17 protein-coding genes are annotated in these 19341 nt (G+C 53.4%); 9 read left to right on the forward strand and 8 right to left on the reverse strand.

The window, feature by feature from the left end; genetic code table 11:
- Nucleotides 1-266: 266 nt before the first annotated feature.
- Both ACIGCM_RS22355 and ACIGCM_RS22360 read right to left on the reverse strand, forming a co-directional pair.
- Nucleotides 267-941, reverse strand: a complete 675-nt coding sequence (locus ACIGCM_RS22355; RefSeq protein WP_397504270.1) for an endonuclease — start codon at nucleotides 939-941, stop codon at nucleotides 267-269.
- 387 nt (nucleotides 942-1328) lie between these two features.
- The gene (locus ACIGCM_RS22360; protein ID WP_397504271.1) at nucleotides 1329-1889 is read right to left on the reverse strand and encodes an NADPH-dependent FMN reductase; all 561 of its coding nucleotides are present in this window, start codon (nucleotides 1887-1889) and stop codon (nucleotides 1329-1331) included.
- 243 nt (nucleotides 1890-2132) lie between these two features.
- Between ACIGCM_RS22360 and ACIGCM_RS22365 the strand changes: the two genes are divergently transcribed.
- Both ACIGCM_RS22365 and ACIGCM_RS22370 read left to right on the forward strand, forming a co-directional pair.
- Nucleotides 2133-2402: a hypothetical protein gene (locus tag ACIGCM_RS22365; protein ID WP_397504272.1), complete on the forward strand. Its 270-nt coding sequence runs from the start codon at nucleotides 2133-2135 to the stop codon at nucleotides 2400-2402.
- 137 nt (nucleotides 2403-2539) lie between these two features.
- Nucleotides 2540-2698: a YqaE/Pmp3 family membrane protein gene (locus ACIGCM_RS22370; RefSeq protein WP_010485985.1), complete on the forward strand. Its 159-nt coding sequence runs from the start codon at nucleotides 2540-2542 to the stop codon at nucleotides 2696-2698.
- Nucleotides 2699-2760: 62 nt separating this feature from the next.
- Here the strand turns inward: ACIGCM_RS22370 and ACIGCM_RS22375 are convergent, their stop codons facing one another.
- The 3 genes from ACIGCM_RS22375 to ACIGCM_RS22385 form a co-directional block, all read right to left on the reverse strand.
- A complete protein-coding gene (locus ACIGCM_RS22375) occupies nucleotides 2761-4314 on the reverse strand; it encodes an acyl CoA:acetate/3-ketoacid CoA transferase (RefSeq protein WP_397504273.1) in 1554 nt (517 codons plus the stop codon).
- An 83-nt stretch (nucleotides 4315-4397) separates the two neighbouring features.
- Nucleotides 4398-5783, reverse strand: a complete 1386-nt coding sequence (locus ACIGCM_RS22380; RefSeq protein WP_397504274.1) for a GntP family permease — start codon at nucleotides 5781-5783, stop codon at nucleotides 4398-4400.
- A 340-nt stretch (nucleotides 5784-6123) separates the two neighbouring features.
- Nucleotides 6124-7584, reverse strand: coding sequence for a sigma-54 interaction domain-containing protein (locus tag ACIGCM_RS22385; protein ID WP_397504275.1), 1461 nt, complete (start codon nucleotides 7582-7584; stop codon nucleotides 6124-6126).
- Between the two features lie 324 nt (nucleotides 7585-7908).
- Here ACIGCM_RS22385 and ACIGCM_RS22390 point away from each other — a divergent pair, with 324 nt between their 5' ends.
- From ACIGCM_RS22390 to ACIGCM_RS22405, 4 genes are all read left to right on the forward strand, one after another.
- Complete coding sequence (locus ACIGCM_RS22390; protein ID WP_397504276.1) at nucleotides 7909-8907, forward strand: DctP family TRAP transporter solute-binding subunit; 999 nt, start codon at nucleotides 7909-7911, stop codon at nucleotides 8905-8907.
- 50 nt (nucleotides 8908-8957) lie between these two features.
- On the forward strand, nucleotides 8958-9434 hold the full coding sequence (locus ACIGCM_RS22395; RefSeq protein WP_397504277.1) for a TRAP transporter small permease: 477 nt from the start codon (nucleotides 8958-8960) through the stop codon (nucleotides 9432-9434).
- Entirely contained in the window at nucleotides 9424-10719 is a 1296-nt protein-coding gene (locus ACIGCM_RS22400; RefSeq protein WP_397504278.1) for a TRAP transporter large permease, read from the forward strand. The genes ACIGCM_RS22395 and ACIGCM_RS22400 overlap by 11 nt, the downstream gene beginning before the upstream one ends.
- A gap of 192 nt (nucleotides 10720-10911) precedes the next feature.
- Complete coding sequence (locus tag ACIGCM_RS22405) at nucleotides 10912-12018, forward strand: GGDEF domain-containing protein (protein WP_397504279.1); 1107 nt, start codon at nucleotides 10912-10914, stop codon at nucleotides 12016-12018.
- A gap of 101 nt (nucleotides 12019-12119) precedes the next feature.
- Here the strand turns inward: ACIGCM_RS22405 and ACIGCM_RS22410 are convergent, their stop codons facing one another.
- Nucleotides 12120-13070 carry a class I SAM-dependent methyltransferase gene (locus ACIGCM_RS22410; RefSeq protein ID WP_397504280.1) on the reverse strand — a complete coding sequence of 317 codons (951 nt, stop codon included), beginning with the start codon at nucleotides 13068-13070 and terminating at the stop codon, nucleotides 12120-12122.
- Nucleotides 13071-13306: 236 nt separating this feature from the next.
- Between ACIGCM_RS22410 and ACIGCM_RS22415 the strand changes: the two genes are divergently transcribed.
- A complete protein-coding gene (locus ACIGCM_RS22415; RefSeq protein ID WP_397504281.1) occupies nucleotides 13307-13441 on the forward strand; it encodes a hypothetical protein in 135 nt (44 codons plus the stop codon).
- Nucleotides 13442-13743: 302 nt separating this feature from the next.
- Here the strand turns inward: ACIGCM_RS22415 and ACIGCM_RS22420 are convergent, their stop codons facing one another.
- Nucleotides 13744-14826, reverse strand: coding sequence for a zinc-binding dehydrogenase (locus tag ACIGCM_RS22420; RefSeq protein ID WP_397504282.1), 1083 nt, complete (start codon nucleotides 14824-14826; stop codon nucleotides 13744-13746).
- A gap of 372 nt (nucleotides 14827-15198) precedes the next feature.
- Here ACIGCM_RS22420 and ACIGCM_RS22425 point away from each other — a divergent pair, with 372 nt between their 5' ends.
- Entirely contained in the window at nucleotides 15199-15969 is a 771-nt protein-coding gene (locus tag ACIGCM_RS22425; RefSeq protein ID WP_397504283.1) for a glucose 1-dehydrogenase, read from the forward strand.
- A gap of 17 nt (nucleotides 15970-15986) precedes the next feature.
- Here ACIGCM_RS22425 and ACIGCM_RS22430 read toward each other — a convergent pair whose 3' ends face one another.
- Nucleotides 15987-17003, reverse strand: a complete 1017-nt coding sequence (locus ACIGCM_RS22430) for an AraC family transcriptional regulator ligand-binding domain-containing protein (protein WP_397504284.1) — start codon at nucleotides 17001-17003, stop codon at nucleotides 15987-15989.
- Between the two features lie 453 nt (nucleotides 17004-17456).
- On the opposite strand from ACIGCM_RS22430, the gene ACIGCM_RS22435 reads away from it, so the two are divergent.
- Nucleotides 17457-19322, forward strand: coding sequence for a DUF1302 domain-containing protein (locus tag ACIGCM_RS22435; protein ID WP_397504285.1), 1866 nt, complete (start codon nucleotides 17457-17459; stop codon nucleotides 19320-19322).
- The last annotated feature ends 19 nt before the right edge of the window (nucleotides 19323-19341 follow it).

The following is a 19341-nucleotide window of genomic DNA, read 5'->3' on the forward strand; positions in this document are numbered from 1 at the left end:
GTTGTTGCTGTACCACGATTCACCTTTCAGGTTTTGCGATAGCTGAACAACAGATGAAATGAACGGCCTACCGGCCTGACGAGGATCCTGACATATAAATCGGCTTCAGAAGCCGACGGGTTTTTAAGGATCGTCAGGCGCGACTCTCATCGTGGCGCGGGGCTAGCCCCAATTGGACGCCGGATAGATTTAAGCAAGCCAACTATTTCACCCGTTAATCAGTATTGCAAAAAATGGGGTGACCATAGATTTTATTTGGTGCTGGATTAGTTATTGCTGATGCGTTCAGCCAGCGATGGATTGTCGATGAATTGATTGCGTATGCCCTGCAGTTCGGCAATTTTGTCATTGCGGGCTTTTTCGGCGGTATCGGGCGGGTCTATCTGGTTCCATTGTTTGTACATCTGCACTGAGCCAATGATTGGCAAATCGTATTCGCTGGCCATATAGAAAATCGCCCGGGCAATGTTGCCTTTGGCATCATCACGGGGTTCCACCAGTTGAAAGGTGGCTTGCATCTGACAGCCTATGTCAGCGAGTTTATTGGCTGCGCTGTCATCCAAGTCACCGAACTGGGCATTGCGTCGTACTAACTCTGCGCGGGTTAATGCCGGGTACAGGTTGTGGAGATCGGCTTTCATGTAGGGGTAGCGCGGGTTTACCACGGCACATTGGTTGTCGGTGCTACAGCGCAGCGCGCGCTTGAGTTGTTTGCCGTTATAGATCTGGCTCACCGTATACAAGCCGCTTTGCTGGCTGAATGGCTGGCCGCAATAGAGTGTCGAGCCGCCACCTGCGTACAGGCTTTCCCAGACCAATTGTTCGGCGTCCTTGAGGTCAGCTGTTTGCTTTTGTCCCCCGGTCGGGTTTGCCAGGCTGGTGGTGCAAGCCAAGCTAGATAGCGCGGTTAGGAAAATAATCTTCAAACTCGAAGTCGGCATGTTTTGGCAGCTTTATTGTTTTTGTAGGACAAGATGAATGTGAGCAAAATCCCGCCAAAAAGCAAGCCAAGCGAACGCTTGGTTGAGTGCGTGTAAGTAAATGCTTACGTTGCGCGTCATCTTTTGCCACTATTTACTGCAACCGCTATCGCGTAACTTATGTGGTGTGGACGTAGCGCAGGAAGCGCGAATTACTATCATGGATACGATGGATTGCCTGCCAGGATGGCAAGCAGATTATGGAAGATCGGAAACAGTCTGCATGAACCTCGCTTTTAAAGCGGGGTTTTCTTTTTTCTGGGGTCTGTATTTTTGTACAACCCATCCCTGCGCATCATAGATAGCGCCACAGCAGTGTTACTGCGGCCTATCTTTGTTGACCCTGCCTCAGGCTTTGTAGTGCTGCTCAACCCATTTTGCGTAAGTATCGATAAACTTCTGCAGGAAAGGTTTGACGCTTTCGCTGACAGTGCCGTTTTCATCGAAGAAGTTACCGGCGCCGCCTAAGTAGGCCTCAGGTTGCTGCATGACCGGCACGTTAAGAAACACCAGTGACTGGCGCAGGTGATGGTTAGCGCCGAAGCCACCCACAGCGCCCGGTGATGCGCTCAATACGGCCCCTGGTTTGTCGCCAAAAGCACTCTGGCCATAGGGACGCGAGCCTACATCGATGGCGTTTTTCATGGGGGCGGGCACTGAGCGATTGTACTCAGGGGTCACAAATAGCAGGGCATCAGCGGCTTTCACCTCATTGCGAAACTCTGTGTAAGCATCGGGAGCCGGGTCAACGTCAATATCTTCGTTGTACAGCGGTAAATTGCCGATTTCAACGATATTGAGTTTGAGTGACTCAGGAGCCAAATCAGCCAGGGCCAATGCGAGCTTGCGGTTGATTGAGGCTTTGCGCAGGCTGCCGACCAAGACGGCAACGGTGTATTGCTTGCTCATAGATACTCTCTCTGCTGATAAGGGGAAACACAGTTTTAACGCTGAGGTAAAACTATAGTCGCTTAAGGTTGACAGTCGTATGCCGCAAAGGTTGATTCCAGACTCAAATCGGTAGACTGTGCAGTAAAAGCGTCATCAATGGTGCGGATACTTAATCCGCGGGTCCTGTTTACGCTAGGGCCCTTGCTGTTTTTTCGTTTGCTGCCTCCAGTGACGGCGTATCTCGCGCCTAAGGAGAACACTATGAAGACCTACAGCCTCGCTCAATTTGATCTATACGACCCATCACTGCAGCTTGAATCCGAAGCGCTCTACGAGGCGCAATCGGAGTTGTTATTTGCATTGGCGGTTTCAGTGCCGTTGGGCCTGCCGGTGAAAAGCCAAAACCCTCCACCCAGGACGCCGACTATTCATGACAAAATTATGGGTGTCGTTGCTGTTATTGATCGACTCAAAAATCAGCTGATTGAACCTCAAAAACAACGCGATGATGAAAGTCGCTTGAAGAGGTGAGTGAATCCAAACCCTTGTTTTACCGGTTACTCACAGGGCTCGGCGCAAGCCCTGTGAGTAAATAGGCTGAACTGTCAGGGGCATAGCGAGTCAAAATTTGCGTACCCAATGCTGGGTTTTCGCAAAGGAGTTTTTCAATGGACTTGATCCGAATTTTGATCGCTATCTTGTTGCCGCCGCTGGGTGTGTTTCTACAAGTGGGATTGGGTGGCGCTTTTTGGTTGAATATACTTTTAACCTTATGCGGTTATATCCCGGGCATCGTCCACGCCGTGTGGATTATCGCCAAGCGTTAATTGCTGCGATAACACCTCCAAGAACCGCACCTTATGTGCGGTTTTTTGTGCGCGTATATCCGCTAGCTCAATGTGGCTTTAAGGCCCATGGCGCTCTCGCTAAACAGCCTGGCATCCATCAGCCGCGGTTCCCGCACAATGGGGGCAAACGCCATACGCTGCAATATGTCGCGCTGTAGGTCGACTCCCGGTGCAATCTCGATGAGCTCCAAGCCTTCTGTTGTCAGTTCGAATACACATCGCTCGGTGACGTAGAGCACAGGTTGCTGGCGCTGGGCGGCAAGTTTCCCGGCGAAGGTGCGATGCTCAACCTGTTCGACGAATTTGCACATATCGCCGTCCTGATTGATCTTCAACTGGCCATCGACAATCTGGATGTCCTGCTTGCCTGCACTGAAGGTGCCGATAAACACCACGCGTTTAGCATTTTGGCTGATATTGATGAAACCACCGGCGCCCGCCAAACGACTGCCGAACTTGGAAACATTGAGGTTGCCTTCGACATCGGCCTGGGCCAGCCCGAGCACGGCCAGATCAAGGCCGCCGCCGTCGTAGAAGTCGAACTGGTAGGGTTGGTCGATGAGTGCGCTGTGGTTACTTGCCGCGCCGAAATCAAGCCCGGATGCAGGTACGCCACCAATCACTCCAGGTTCAGCGGTGAGGGTGAGCATGTCAGTCATGCCTTCTTCAGCTGCGACCGCTGCGACACCTTCAGGCATACCGATGCCCAGGTTCACCACCGCACCGGATTTGAGCTCCATGGCGGCGCGTCGGGCGATTAGCTTGCGGACTTCCAGCGGCATAGGCCTGAGGCTGTCGAAGGGCACGCGGGTTTCGGCGGCAAAGGCCGGGTTATAGGCGGTGGCAAAGGTTTGTTGATGGTTTTCCGGCTGCGCAACGACGATGCAATCCACCAGAATCCCGGGGATCTTCACCTCGCGCGGATTCAGGGTGCCTCGTTCCACAATACGCTCGACCTGAGCTATTACCATGCCGCCACTGTTGTGTGCTGCCATGGCAATGGCCAGGCTTTCGATGGTCAGGGCTTCGCGCTCAAAACTTAGGTTGCCGTCGGTGTCGGCGCTGGTTGCACGGACGATACCGACATCAATGGGAAAGGTCGGGTAAAACAAGTAGTCCTGGCCATCGATTGGCATCTTGCGCACCAGATCAGTCTGCGTGCGCTGATTAAGTTTGCCGCCGCCAAAGTCGGGGTCGACAAATGTGCCCAAGCCAACCTTCGACAGTTGCCCAGGCTTGCCCGCCGCGATGTCGCGAAACAGCTGTGAGATCACGCCTTGGGGTAAGTTGTAAGCTTCGATGCGGTTTTCCACCGCGAGCTTCTGCAAGCCTGGCACTAAGCCCCAGTGCCCCCCGATAACACGGCGCACCAGACCTTCATGGGCTAGGTGATTAAGCCCGCGTTGCTTGCCGTCACCTTGGCCGGCGGCATACACCAACGTTATATCGCGAGGACTTTGTTCACGCTCGAAACGCTGCTCAAGGGCGATGGCAATTTCTTCAGCGAAGCCGATACCGACGAAACCGCCAGTGGCGATATTGCTGTTATCGGTTATGCGCGCCACAGCAGCGGCTGCGCTCATGACTTTACTCATGGCCAGTACTCAAAAAACTAATTAAGACTCAGGGCAGTAATGAAACCGCCATGCTGGGCCAAACGACCCGGCATGGCTGTGGCTTAGAAGCTGCCGAACAGGGTGCCAAGGGTGATTACCACCGCTAGCGCTAGCATTGGGAAGGCTACTGTGTTGACGAAGATATACTTGTAAGACTCGCGATGTGTGAGCTTACAGATTGCCAGCAAGGAGATAACTGCGCCGTTATGCGGCAGGGTATCCATGCAGCCTGAGGCCATGGCGGCGACACGGTGCAAAAGCTCTGGGCTGATGCCGGCGCTGGTGGCCAGGGTCATATATTGATCACCCAAAGTCTTCAGGGCGATCGACATACCGCCTGAAGCGGAGCCGGTGATACCGGCGAGAATATTCACCGCCACGGCCTCAGAAATAAGCGGGTTGTCCGAGACGCCCAGGACCAGATCGCGGATGACCACAAAGCCTGCAAGTGAGGCGATAACCGTACCGTAACCTACCTCCGCTGCGGTGTTTAAAATTGGCAGCATGGAACCGAATGAGCCTTCATTGACGGTTTTCTTGAGGTCCATCCAACGCTTCCAGTGAATCAGGATCAGCAGCAGAACAGCGACCGCCAAGGCGACAATAATCGCCCAGATACCAATCAGGGATTTAGCATCGGACAGGCCGCCAAACTCAGGTTTGGCCAAGTAGCTGGCATCGATGTTCGGCAGAACTTGCTTGGCCATTAAGAAGTTCAGGCCAATGACCAGCAAAATAGGTAGCAGTGCCAACCAGAAGCCGGGCGTGTAAGCATGCTCTTCGAGGACTGGATCGTCCTGATGTTCGCCATAGCCTTCGCCTGCTGCTTTGAGTTTGCGTGCTTGAGATGTCAGCCACCAGGTGCCTAAACCAAACATGATCAGGCCAGCAATAATCCCCAGTCCCGGTGCCGCAAATGCATCAGTGCCGAAAAACGGATTGGGAATGGCGTTCTGAATCGCCGGAGTGCCCGGCAGTGCAGTCATGGTAAAGGTGAATGCGCCAAGGGCAATTGCGCCCGGGATCAAGCGCTTGGGAATACCGGCTTGGCGAAACAGCGCTGCGCCAATCGGGTACACCGCAAATGCCACCACGAACAAGGAAACACCCCCGTAGGTGAGGATGCCGCAGGCCAGCACAATGGCCAGGATTGCACGCTCACTGCCGACTTTGGTGACAATGCCGTGGGCAATCGCCCGGGCGGAGCCGGAGTCGTCCATTAACTTGCCAAATAGCGCCCCAAGCAAAAATAGCGGGAAGAACTGAATGACATAGCCGCCCATGGCCTTCATGAAGATCTGTGTGTAGGTCGGCAGCAGCATGCTCGCTTCGCCGGAAAACAATAGGGCCAACAGGGCGAGCAATGGGGCGAGAATCAGTACGTTGATGCCGCGATACGCGAGGTACATCAACAGTGCGAGAGAAATCAGAATACCAAGGGTACCCATAGGTCCTTCCTTTTTGTTGTTGTTTTAGGCACCGCTCTAAGTGGCGGGCCGTTCAAGTCTGTGCATCAGAGTCAGGCAGACGCACAGCCTACATTTGCCTTGCTGAAGTGAGGTTAGAGCGAAACATGTGCCAAGTTGTTTCAGACTTTAGTTGTATTTGGGCTGAAGCTATCTATTCCGGGCCTTTGGTGGGTGCGCAACGCTATTCGACCGGGCAGTAGCCTGAGGATAATGTGTGTTTGCATGTCCATAAAAATGGACATGTCTCGAGTCAAGGAAAGATTATCCAGTGAAGTGTCCATATTTTTAGACGGGTATGGCGCCCGGTACTGAACAACCTTTACCGTTGAGCCAAACCATGCTGTTGCAGCTTGTTGTATAGGCTCGCGCGGGAAATGCCCAAGTGGATTGCTGTTTGCCTGCGGTTGCCGGCGCAGATATTCAAGGCCGTCTGCAATGCTTGGCGTTCCGCATGGGCAAGGCTCTGAGCCAGAGGTATCGGCTTGTCCTCAAGTGGCGCAACCTTGGAGGCTATGGGTGCGGTTATTGGGTGTGAACTGAGCAGCGGCTGAATCAGTTGTGCATCGAGCAGTGTACCGTCTGCCGTAAGCTGTACGCGTTCAAGCAAGTTGCGCAACTCACGTACGTTGCCTGACCACTGTTGCCCTGTGAGTAGCTGCAGGGCTTCATCTGTAAGTTCCATAGGTGGTTGGCCAGAGCGGTTGGCAATGTCATCTAGCAGATGCTCGATTAATGCCGGGATGTCTTCTCTGCGTTCACGCAGCGGCGCTACATTCAAGCTCAGCACATTGAGGCGATAGTACAGGTCATCCCGAAAATGGCCGCTGGCGACCTTGGCTTCAAGGTCGATATGGGTAGCGGCGATAACCCGCACATTCAAGGGTCTAACCTGATTTGAGCCCAGCGGCTCGACTTCCTGCTCTTGCAGTACACGCAGTAATTTAGCTTGCAAGGGCAGGGGTAAATCACCGATCTCATCGAGAAACAGGGTACCGCCATCGGCCAGCTCGAACTTGCCTATCCGGGCTTTGCGGTCTGCACCGGTGTACGCGCCCGGCGCTGTGCCAAATAACTCCGCTTCGACCAGGGTTTCCGGAATCGCTGCGACATTGACCGCGACAAAGGCACCATTGGCCCGTGGCGAGAGATTGTGGATACCTTGTGCGAGGAGTTCTTTGCCGGTGCCGGTTTCGCCGCGCAACAACACCGTTGCATCGAGTTGAGCCGCGCGTCTGGCTTGGCGTTTAACTTCACTAGCTGCGTGGCTCGTGCCAATAAAACCGGCAATGGTGTAGCGTGCTCGTCGGGCTTTTGCCAGTTCGTGTTGAGTGGCGAGCAACTGGTTTTGCAGAATGTTGTATTTGGCCATCAGCGGTTTTAAATGCCGGGCGCGATCAAACAATACAAAGCCCAGTGCGCCGACCAGAGTGCCGTCTTCATCGCACAGTGGAATTCGCGTGACCACAAAGTGCTCATCGCCGAATGCCATTAGATCGAGCATGCTTGGCTGGCCACTTTCTACCACTTCGCGCAGCCTGCTGGCGGGCAAGACGGCCTCGATTTCCTTGCCTAGAACACTGCGTGCATCGCTGATGCCGACCTTTTGCGCGTACTTGTCGTTTATCCACACAATCCGCGCCTGGCGGTTCACTGCGATGGTGCCTTCGCATTGCGCATTAAGGTGATCAAACAACAGCGGCATGGCCACTGCCCGAAAGCGCTCGGGTGAAACGCCGACGATTAGGCCATCGTGGTCGAGGTCTTCGCGGGAAATAGTCATTGCCGGCAGCATCCTGATCAAACAATCCAGCGATTATGGCCAGCCCCGCGTCCGATTGTCCAAAGCCTGCGCATCATGCCTTTTGATAATGGCGCTTTGTGCAGGCATTTGAGATAGTTAGCCCCCTATGCGCTAGCCGCTAGCGGATCACCCCACGACTCACAAGGTTAATTGGGCGGTCTATACGTACACTTGGTGCCAACCCGGCACCCTCAGGCGACCCATCCGTTCGCCGCTGGATCTGCCGAACACGGTTTTGAGTACTGTGATCGAGCCTCGCGCCCTAAATAATAAAACGATATCGATCCACATCAAGGATGCCCGATGAAATTTCCTCGTTGCTTTACGCTATTGGCGACTGCCGCTGCTTTGTCTGTTGCGATGACTGCACAGGCTCGTGAATACTCAGTTTCAACCGTCCTCTCGGATGCCTTTCCATGGGGGCAAGCTGCACAGAAATGGGCGGACTTGGTCAAAGAACGCTCTGAAGGACGCATCACCCTGAGGGTTTATCCGAATGCTCAACTGGTTGCAGGCGACCAGACCAAAGAGTTTTCGGCAATGCGATCCGGGCTGATTGATATGGCGGTTGGCTCGACCATCAACTGGTCGCCACAGGTGCCAGAACTCAATCTGTTTTCCGTGCCGTTCCTGATGAAGGACAACGCTGACCTCGATGCAATTACTCAAGGTGAGGCCGGCAAGTTAGCGTTCACTGCCATTGAAAAGCGCGGCATCATGCCGTTGGCTTGGGGGGAGAACGGCTTTCGTGAACTGTCCAACTCGGTCAAACCGTTACACACACCGGCTGATCTGGCCGGTCTGAAAATCCGTGTGGTGGGTTCACCGTTATTCCAGGACACCTTCAGCGCATTGGGTGCTAACCCGACGCAAATGAGTTGGTCCGATGCCAAACCGGCGTTAACCACAGGCGCGGTTGATGGCCAGGAAAACCCGGTCTCGGTGTTCGACGTAGCGCGGGTTGATCAGGTTGGCCAAAAGTACCTGACGCTATGGCACTACATGGCTGACCCACTGATCTTTGCCGTTAATCAACGCGTCTGGAAAGGCATTCCTGAAGCTGATCGCGAACTGCTGCGCCAAGCTGCCTTGGATGCTGGCAAGTGGGAAACCGAGTTGTCCCGTGGTCAGCAGGAGCAACGCTTGGCTGACATTCGCTCGCGCGGCGTTGAAGTTGTTGAACTGACGGATGCCGAACGCAGCGCATTTGTTGAGGCGACCAAAAGCGTCAAGCAAAACTGGGCACCGAAAATCGGCCCAGCATTAATGAAAGCTGCTGAAGACGCTATCGCTAAACCCTGATCCCGTGTGACCCGCAGGCCTTCCGGTTTGCGGGTGTTTCTGAGGTGTATATGAATAAACAACCGGACGCACGCCTGGAGCGTGCGCTGGCGACGCTGGCGCTGGTGATCATCAGTGTGATCAGCCTGGCGAACGTGGTGGTGCGCTATTTCACCAACGCATCCTTTGCCTTCACTGAAGAGTTTTCGGTGTTCTTGCTGGTAATCCTGACATTCGCCGGTGCTTCGGCCGCACTACGGCGTAACAGGCATATCCGTATTGGTATGCTCGAGCGGATGTTTCCGCGCCTGCGCACGCCGCTGATACTTTTGCAGTGGCTGGCTGCAGTCGCAGTGCTGGGCTTGATTGTCTGGTACGGCGGTCAATTTGCCCTGGAGGAATACCAGTGGGATTCTGAATCGCCAGGTTTGGGCTTGCCCAACTGGTGGTATGTTGTTTGGCTGCCAGTCTTAGCGCTGTTGATGGCAGTGCGGTTGACTCAGATGACCCTTGATCGACTGCGTGGGAGACTCAGCGATGAGCCCTGATCTGTGGTTGATTGTTAGTTTTATCGGCCTGCTGGTACTGGGGGTTCCGGTTGCATTTGCCTTAGGCCTTTCTGGCGCAATTGGGATTATTGTCGGCCTGTCGCCCGATATGCTGGCGACCCTTGGCACCAACACCTATAACGGGGTCGCCAAATACCCGTTGATTGCGATCCCGCTGTTTATCTTAACCGGCCTGGTCTTCGAAAAAGCCGGTGTTGCACTGCGGTTGGTCCGTTTTGCCCAAGCACTTATCGGCCCTCGCCATGGTGGTCTGGCGCTGGTGGCGATTTTGGTTTGCTTGATCATGGGCGGCATGAGCGGTTCTGGCCCGGCGGACGCCGCTGCGGTGGCAATGGTAATGCTGCCGAGTATGACTAAGGCGGGTTATCCGAAACCCTTCTCGGCGACCCTGATTGCGGCCTCGGCTTCGACTGCGATTCTAATCCCGCCCTCGATTGCCTTGATCCTGTATTCCATCGTGGTGCCTGGGGTGGACCTGCGTGCATTGTTTGCGGCGGGCTTGTTCCCGGGGATCATTTCCGGTCTTGTGCTGTTGTTGCCCGCTTGGTTGCTGTCACGCCATTACGGTTGGGAATCACCTGAGAGTACTGAGCGCCCGGAAAAATGGGCAAGCTTCAAGCAAGCATTGCCAGCGCTATTTGCGCCAGTGATTATTCTCGGCGGCCTGCGGAGCGGCCTGTTTACCCCGACTGAAGCGGCGGTTGTCGGTGTGGCTTATGGCGTTGCAATCGGTTTGTTTATCACCCGTGATCTTGACCTGCGCAGCCTGTGGAAACTCTGTGGCGAAGCGGCGATGATCTCTGGCGTGGTGATGCTGATTATCGCGTTGGCGGGGATTTTTGCCTGGGCGGGCACGATGCTCGGCACCTTTCGCCACTTGGCTGAATGGTTGATCTCACTTTCAGACAACAGCACGGTGTTGCTAATACTGGTGATGGTTGCAGTATTGCTTGCGGGGATGTTGCTTGATGCAATATCGATCTACCTGATCTTGATGCCAATCCTGATTCCTGTGATGCAGCACTTTGGTTGGAATCCGGTTTGGTTCGGTATTTTGCTGGCGATGAATATTGCGATCGGTCAGTTCACGCCTCCCGTTGCGATCAACCTGATGGTAACTGCCGAGGTCGCCAAGATACGGCTTGAGCAAACGGTCGGTTGGGCGCTGTTATTCGTGTTGGTGATGGGCTGTGCGCTGGTGTTGGTGGCGGTATTCCCGGAAATTGCCCTCTGGCTACCGCGAGTACTGGGCTACGCCGTTTAATTTGTAGTGATCCTGCACCGGGCCTCAGCGTCATGCCGAGGCCCGGCGTTTGTGTGCGAGTTGGACAGATGCGCGCTTTGCTCTTTAATAAGGGGGCGTGACGTGCAGGAAGCTAAGTGCTCAGGGCGCATGTTACCCAGTACACACAGTGCTATTAGTTGATTAACTTAGCCAAACGGTCAGGATAAACGGATGTCACTGGTGCCCTCCCAGAACCCTCTAAAAAACGAGCTATTGGCTTCGGGTATCGAAGACGCTAGCAAGCGCAGAATGATGCGCGTCATTCTGGTCGCGACGGGCATCACCTTAATGGGTTTTGCACTGTTGCAATTCCTTGCGGGTAACCATCTGTTTGCCCTATTCGAAGTCTGTGCTTCGGTGCTGCTTGTGGTTGGTGGCTGGCATATTATTTATGTGCGCCACTTGACCCCTTGGGTGTACGTATACGTATTGCCGACTTCGTCTTTCTTGGTTTACATCATTGTCATGCCTGATGCATCGGCGTCCGCCTTTGTCTGGGTCTATATGATTCCATTGCTTAGCTACCTGTTGCTGGGCCGGGTGCGGGGCTTTTTTGTCTCGGTACCTTTTATGCTGGTGTCGACACTGCTGTACTTTCAACAGCACCGCTACAGCTTGAATGCTGGCGGCCTGATCGATCTAGGCAACGCAATGCTCTGCGGGCTGCTGATTATTATCTTTGTGCACATTTATGAAACCTTGCGTGCTCAAGCCTATCGGCAACTGGAGCGGCTGGCCCAGACCGATGCTTTAACAGGTGTCGAAAGTCGTGGCTGTTTTCAGCAGGCGCTGGAGCGCAGTACTCAAGAATCTGAGCGCAGTAAGTTATCTTTCGTCTTGGTGATTTTAGATGTCGATCACTTTAAACAGGTCAATGATCAGTGGGGCCATGTAGCCGGTGACCTAGCGCTTAAACACCTGTGTACATCGATTTTGCAGCGTTTGCGGGTCACTGACAGCATGGGCCGATTAGGCGGTGAGGAGTTTGGCCTGTTGCTGCGCAATACCGACCTCAATGGCGCCAAACCCTTAATTGAGGACTTACGCCAGCAACTCGTCAACTCGCCATTACACTACGGCGATCACGAAATTCCACTCTCGGCCACCTTCGGGGTGGCTGAGTGGCCAAGCGATGGACATAGCCTTGATCGACTTTATCGTTGTGCTGATCGGCGCTTGTATTACGGCAAGCAACAAGGTCGTAATCAACTTGTGACGGCAGATGAAGCAGGTGCGACCGAGCTTCAGGCGGGATTTGCTGGCAGCTCTAATAAATAACTGCAGGGTGATTAAGCTGAAGCGTGTCGAGGATATTTCAGGCGGAAAAGTTCACGCACAAAACACAGGTTTTAGTGTCGCTGATGGTGGAGGGGAAAACGTCATCCACCATACGACTTACGGGTGAAAACCAATGCCTTCAAGCCGCTGTCAGGGTCGATGTCGGCAAATTCCGGTGGGTTTTCTAAACGCTGCTCGAACTGCAAGCTTGGCGCATCATTGGCCATGCCCTCAATCAGAAACTGCGGGCCCACATCAGGGTCATTGACGCAGGCCAAGACCACGCCTTGCTCGGTCAGTAATGCAGGCAAACGACGGATGATCCGTTGGTAATCTTTGCTCAAAGCAAAGCTGCCTTTTTGAAATGATGGCGGGTCAATAATGATCAAGTCATAAGGGCCGAGTTTGCTTACCTTGCCCCATGACTTGAACAGTTCGTGGCCCAGGAAACTCACCCGGCTCATGTCGTGCTGGTTCAAGCGGTGGTTGTCGCGTCCTCGGCTCAAAGCCGCACGGGCCATATCCAGATTCACTACGTGCTCAGCACCACCGGCAATTGCCGCCAGGGAGAAACCGCAGGTGTAGGCAAACAGGTTCAACACCCGTTTCCCTTGAGCATGCTCGCGCACCCATTGACGGCCGTAACGCATGTCGAGAAACAAACCGTTGTTTTGTTTTTTACCAAGGTCGAGAAGATAGCGCAGGCCGTCCTCACTGATTACGCACTCATCGACCCGTTCGCCATGGAGTACTTCCATGCTGCTGTCTGGCAAGTAGCGGTGCTGCAACATCAGCGTTTGCGCTTGGCTGGCCTGCCAGGCGGATGACTGGGTTAAGGCTACCAACATGTGCTTGAGTGCTTCGAGTTGTACTGCTTCGGGTTCACGGAACAATGAAACCAATAACACCCCTTGGAGCCAATCAGCCGTGACGTGCTCAAGGCCTGGCCAAAGACGGCCACGGCCATGGAATAGGCGCTGCGTTTGCGTTGGCGCAGCGGTTAGAGCTTCAGTCAGTTGGGCGTTGAGCGTGTTGAGCGCAGCAGGGATCATAAGTCACGACGGTTTAAAATTTGCCTGCCATTTTAAGGCTAAGCGCTTGCATGGGTTGGGAAATTTCAAAATTTCACAGCCTGTGTCTGAAATCCAAGGGTTTGATGGCTGATGGATGGCGCCGTAGCTGTCGCAAGATGACAATTTCCTGACAGCTAATGACAATTAGTGCGCTGTGAGGGGTGCGATTATTGAGTTCAATAACAAGTAAATCCCTATGAGGGGAGATCCATACTATGAGCAATCGCCTAATTGCACTGTCGCTTGTCGCCGTATTTTTGAGCAGCGCTTGGCTTATCAAAGCCGATGTCCAAGCAAAGCAGCCCCCCGCTTACAACGTCAGTATCGCCCAAGTGCTAAGTAGCCGCTGAAACCCGCCTCTGCTGTAAAGGGTGCAAGCGATACAACATTCGTTGTGTCTTTCGCTTGTCGCCAAAGCGCTATCGCGCAGGATCTGTATTGCCAATAAACCCGTTTCAGCATTACGCCTGTTCTAGGTAAATGTGTCGCGTCCGGCATTTATTGGGCTGAGTGTTCTTTGTCCGAGCCAGGGTGTATGACGCTTTTTCATACACCATGAACGCTCTGGATAACGCTGGTCATTCGCGCCGCGTTGTCGCACATCCTGAGGCGGGTGATGTAGGTGTCACCCGCACGTCACAGCCTTGAATAATTAAAGGTTTGGACGAATCATGATTTTGATTTGGTCCTGCGGCGTCGCAAGTTGCTCAAAGGCATGAGTGATTTGTGAGAGCGGCAGGTCGTCAGTGATCATTGCATTGGCGTCGAGCTCGCCTTCAGCCAAGTGGTGCAGGGTTTGAACAAACTCTTCGCCTGAGTAGAAGCTGGCAAAGCCCACATTCAGCTCTTTCATCACTGGGAATACCGGTTCAATCTGGTCAGCCTGCATGCACAGGCCCACAACCATGATGCGTGCGCCATAGACTGCGCCAGCCATCACTTGCTGGATCATGCCGGGCACGCCTACACATTCAAAAATCACCGAGGGTCGACGGCCAGCCCCGCCAAGCATTGGCGAGATGGCACCAAAGAGTTCTGCATCTTCGGTCTTGGCGGCTTGTTCCCAAGCCTCGTAAGGGGACTGCTGACGCGGATCAACCACCACATCAGCGCCGAGCTTTTTCGCTTGCGCCAAGCGGCCAGCAGAGAAATCGGCAGCAACGATTGGCTGAATGCCGCGCATTTTCAGCACCGCGATAATCGCCAAGCCGATAGGCCCGCAACCCACTACAAGGGGCACATCGCGCTGAGTCACCTTGGCCTGATTAACCGCATGCAGCGCCACGGCCATGGGTTCGGTCAGAGCGGCCATTTCACTGCTTAAACCATTCGGTACGGCGAAGGTCATGCGGCTGTCGATGGCCATTCGTTGGGAAAAGCCACCGGGAATATGAGTGGGTGCTGAACCAATAAAGATCATGCCGTCCTCGCGTGCCAGAAACGGCAGTGCGACAACTCTGTCGCCAGTTTTGAAACGAGGATCGCCCTTGACCGGTTCCAGCACTTCAGCGCAGAACTCGTGGCCAAGAGAAATGGGCCTGCTTGCATCGACAATGGCTTTACCCAGTGCGCGTACGCTGGCGTCGCCCATTTCTTTGGCAGCGTGAACGCAATGCAGGTCAGTGCCACAAATGCCGCAAACCAACGAACTGACAAGCATTTCATGGGCGGCTGGTATGGGTTCTGCGATGTCTTCAATGCTGAGTTTTTTGTCGATGACTAAGGCGGCTTTCATGGCAGCTCCTGTTCGATCCAAGGGCCTAAAGGCACCACCGGATGCATTAATGAATGTTGTTTTATTGCACCTGTTGATCCGCTCAATTCCCTGACTCAGGCGCTATTTTGCTGCGGCGAATTTGGATTATCGCCGGTGGGGCAGGTGCGATTACTCCCGGATATTGGTCTTAAGCATCGGGTCATAATTGTCATTAGAGGCTTATTTTTTGTCATTTAACGCCAGTTTTATAGGGTGTTTTGGGGTGACGCTAAATGTCAAGTTGGCGGCGCGAAATGCCCAGCTTAAACATTGTCAGAGGCGCAAAGATGCAGGTTAATCACGGATGCGCCTGTTAAATCTCTCTGTGGCGATCCACGTTAGGAGTCAAAAATGCGTTTAGAAAATAAGATCGTTCTAGTGACCGGTGGTGCTTCTGGCATGGGCCTGGCTTTTACTCGCCGTCTTGCAGGTGAAGGTGCCAAAGTGTATTTCACCGATATCAACACTGAGGCCGGGCAACGTGCCGAAGCGCAGTTGCGTGAGCAAGGTTTGAATGTGATTTTCAATACCCACAATGTCACCAGCGAAGAAGACTGGACCCGCGTTTTGAATGTGATTCGTGACAACGAACAGCATCTCGATGTGTTGATCAATAACGCCGGTATGGTTATTCCGGGCAGTATTGAAGACTGCACATTGAGCGACTTTGATCGCACCATGGATGTGAATCTGCGCAGCGTGTTCATTGGTTGCCAACAGTCATTGCCGTTGATGAAGGCTAAGGGTGGCTCGATCATCAATATGTCATCGATTACGGCCATGTGCGGTGAGCCTGCGGCACTTTCGTACAGCACCTCTAAAGCGGGTGTGCGCTTTCTGTCCAAGTCAGTTGCACTGCATTGCGCAGCCAAAGGTTACCCAATCCGGGTAAATAGCTTGCACCCTGGTTACATTGAAACGCCGTTGGTGGCCGGTGCCACGCAGGTTATTGGCGAAGAAGCCGGACAGGAATTCCAAGCGCGTCTAATGCAGGAAATCCCGGTCAAACGCCTCGGTAAGCCAGATGAAGTGGCTGGTGCGGTGGTGTTTCTTGCCAGCGATGATTCTGTCTATGTCACCGGCACCGAGATGGTTGTAGATGGTGGCTATGCTTGCCACTAAACAAAACTGAAGCGTCGCTATAGCTCGGTTTCGCGCAACTGCTTACGTCGCTTTTTGGGCGACGTGGCATGCCAGCGTTTGCAGGCGCGATTAAACGAACTCTGCTCGGCATAACCCAGTAAGCCTGCTACCTGTGCCATGGGCATTTGTGCTTCCATCAAGTAGCGGTCCGCCAGCTCCATTCGGGTTTTGTCGACTAGGTCTTCAAATAAGATGTCGCGATCTGACAACCGTCGCTGCAGTGAGCGTTCGCGCATGCCCAGCCGTTCGGCAATCAAGGGCAGGCTGCAGCGTTGTGTTGGCAGTAGGCGCAGTATCAGTTGTTCAACTTGGTTGCAGATATCCAGCGGGTTGGCTTCGCTGATCGTGCTGACGTACTCAAGCAGTGTGTCGCACAGCTCTTGGTTGTGCTGATCAATAACCTTAGCTAAATGTTCCGGTCGTAAAACCAGTGCATTACAGGCCTGGCCAAAGTAGACGTGCGCGCCAAAGAAGCGCTGATAACGAGCTTGTGGCAAGGTTGTAGTGGTGCGCATCATCAATGATTCAGCTTTAAAGGTGCTGCCATAAAGCATTTGCAGGGTCTTGTGAGCAACGCCCAGAGACAGTTCGGTGATTTGCTTCAGCCGGGTTAGGCCGGCCAGATGAACTTCCAAGAGCAACTGCGGGCGTGCAGGGTCGGTCTTGGTATCGAGTTCAAGCAAGATTCCCGGGGTGTAAACGTGGAGGAATTTTGCGATCTCATGCAGTGCCCCGCCAACAGTTGATGAGTTCTGAGCGATTACCGCAAGTGGCCCAAGAATCATCATGCTTTGCCGTTCAGCGAGTTGCAGGCCGAAATCCGCACACTTTAGATGTTCAGCTGAATATTCCAGCAGATTAATCATCGAGCGATAGGAAATAACCGCAGAAATGTTCTCTAGCAGATGAGGATCAATGTTGAAGCGCTTGAGCATTTCATTTGGTTCACCTCCGAGGTCGCGAACGAGTTCAGGGAAGCCTGTGAGCGAGGTAATTCGTATTAGTGCAGTCATGGGGAAAATAGCTGTCAGTCGATGTTCAAGACTATGGGCCCTGTGGCAGCTTAACGCCACTATTTGCTGCGATTTAGCGCGATGCTTTGCCCAACTAATCAAAAGATTGTTGAGTGCTTCTCGCGGTATTTACTGTCGAGTTGCGGACTTGGCAGGTCTGCAGTGTATGCGTCTTTATTCGCTGATTTTTGGTTCGCCCTTTATGTGTTGAGCGGGACAAGGTTGGGCGAAATCACGAGTCAAAACGCGACCAATAAGTTCTATTTGGAAAGCAATCTCGCCTCTCATCGGGTATTGGGTATTGCGCCTTATGCCTGGCGCCTAATGACAAAAAGCTGTCATGACATGACAAATAATTCGTAGGGCTGTTCCGCATAATGTTGGCAACAACAAAAATGCTCATCCCCGATTCGCATGACGTGTCGAGGGTAAGAGCGCACCCGGAGGTCGCCAATGCCCAACAATAAGATCAAACTCTGTACCTTGTTAAAGCCGCTTTCAATCGCGGTCGCCTGTGCCAGTGCTGGTTCTGCTAATGCTATTTCCTTTCAGACCGAAAACGGCTGGGAAGGCCAGTGGAACACCACGCTTTCTGTTGGTACGCAATGGCGCGCCGAAGACCAAGACAGTGCTCTCTACAACTCATTCAACGGTGCCACTGTCGGTAAATCAGGTGGTACTGGCGGTCCTGTGGACGCCGGCAACCTGAACTATGACAAGGGTGATCGTTTCTCCACCATCGGCAAGTTCGTCACTGATTTGTCGATGCGCAATGGCGACATGGGTGGTTTTATCCGCGTTAAGGGTTGGTACGACTACACCCTCGACCACGAAGATGTGAATTACGGCAACATCTCCAATGGCTATCAAAAGAAGCCACTGGATGACGATGGCTACAGCGACCTGCAAAAATTCAAAGGCCTGTACCTGCTCGACTCCTACGTCTACAACACCTTTTATTTTGATGACACCCCGGTACAAGCGCGTCTTGGCCGTCAGGTTGTGAACTGGGGTGAGAGCCTTTACATCCAAGGCATCAACCAGATCAACCCGCTCGATGTGCCAGCCCTTCGCCGTCCTGGGACTGAGCTTAAAGAAGCCTTGATTCCATTGTGGATGGGTTACGTCAACATTGGCCTGCCTGCGGGCATTTCGATGGAAGCCTTCTACCAACTCAAATATGAAAGCACTGCAGTCGAAGGTTGCGGCCATTACTGGTCGGTGACTGAGAGCAACATCGGTCAATCGTTCGGCGACTGCGATGTGGGCGTGTTATTGGCGGGCGGGCCCGGTACTTCCGATGATCGTATCAACAGCGGCCGTTATGTACCTCAATATAAAGGTGACAAGCCAAGCGACAGCGGCCAGTGGGGTGTGTCATTCCGCGTCCCGGTAGACGCGCTGGACGGCGAAGTCGGCCTTTATTACATGAATTATCACTCACGTACTCCGTACTTAAGCGTGCGTAACGGTAATCCAGGTTCGCCCAAACAGTTTGACGGTGCCAACTCAATTGTTGTCGGTGCCAACGGCCAGACACCAGGTCCTGCTTGGGAATACCCAGAAGACATTCGTTTGTTCGGTGCAAGCTTTACCACTGCAATTGGTGGCTGGTCGGTCGGCAGTGAGTTGAGCTACTCGCCAAACCAACCGGTACAACTAAACGGTGCCGATTTGCTTAACGGTGCCTTAGGCGGCGTAGGCCCATTGGGTGAATTGCAGCAGATCGTCTTGGGCCAAGGCGCACCCATGACCGAAGGCTGGGATCGCTACGAGAAAACCCAGTTCCAGATTAATGGCGTGAACCTTTACCCGAACGTACTGGGTGCACAAAACCTGACTGTTGTAGGTGAGGTTGGCTTCCAGTGGAACAACGTGCCGCAAGGTGAGGGCGATCGTCGTTATGGCCGTGGATTTATCTACGGTCTGGGTTCTGACCCATCGATTCCTGCTGGCGGCAGCACCTGCTCCAACCCGGTTGCCGGATTGGTAAACAGCAGCCCGCAAGGCTGTAAAAACGATGGTTATGTAACCGACTTCGCATGGGGTTATCGCCTGCGTGGTCAGCTGGATTACAACAACGTATTTGGCACCAGTATTACGGCTTCACCGTTTGTCTTCCTCGGTCAGGATGTGGACGGCGTGTCGATGGATGGCCAATTCAACGAGGGCCGAATCACCACATCGATCGGCTTGAGCTTGGATTACAACAAGCAGCAAAAAATCGACTTGAGCTATGTCAGCTTCGATAACAGCGCTCAATACGACCCGCTGCATGACCGTGATTTCTACGCGGCTAGCTACAGCTATAGCTTCTAATAAATAGAACAACCAGAGG

Origin of the sequence: Pseudomonas sp. NPDC078700, from assembly GCF_044542375.1 — a bacterium.
Taxonomy (GTDB): domain Bacteria; phylum Pseudomonadota; class Gammaproteobacteria; order Pseudomonadales; family Pseudomonadaceae; genus Aquipseudomonas.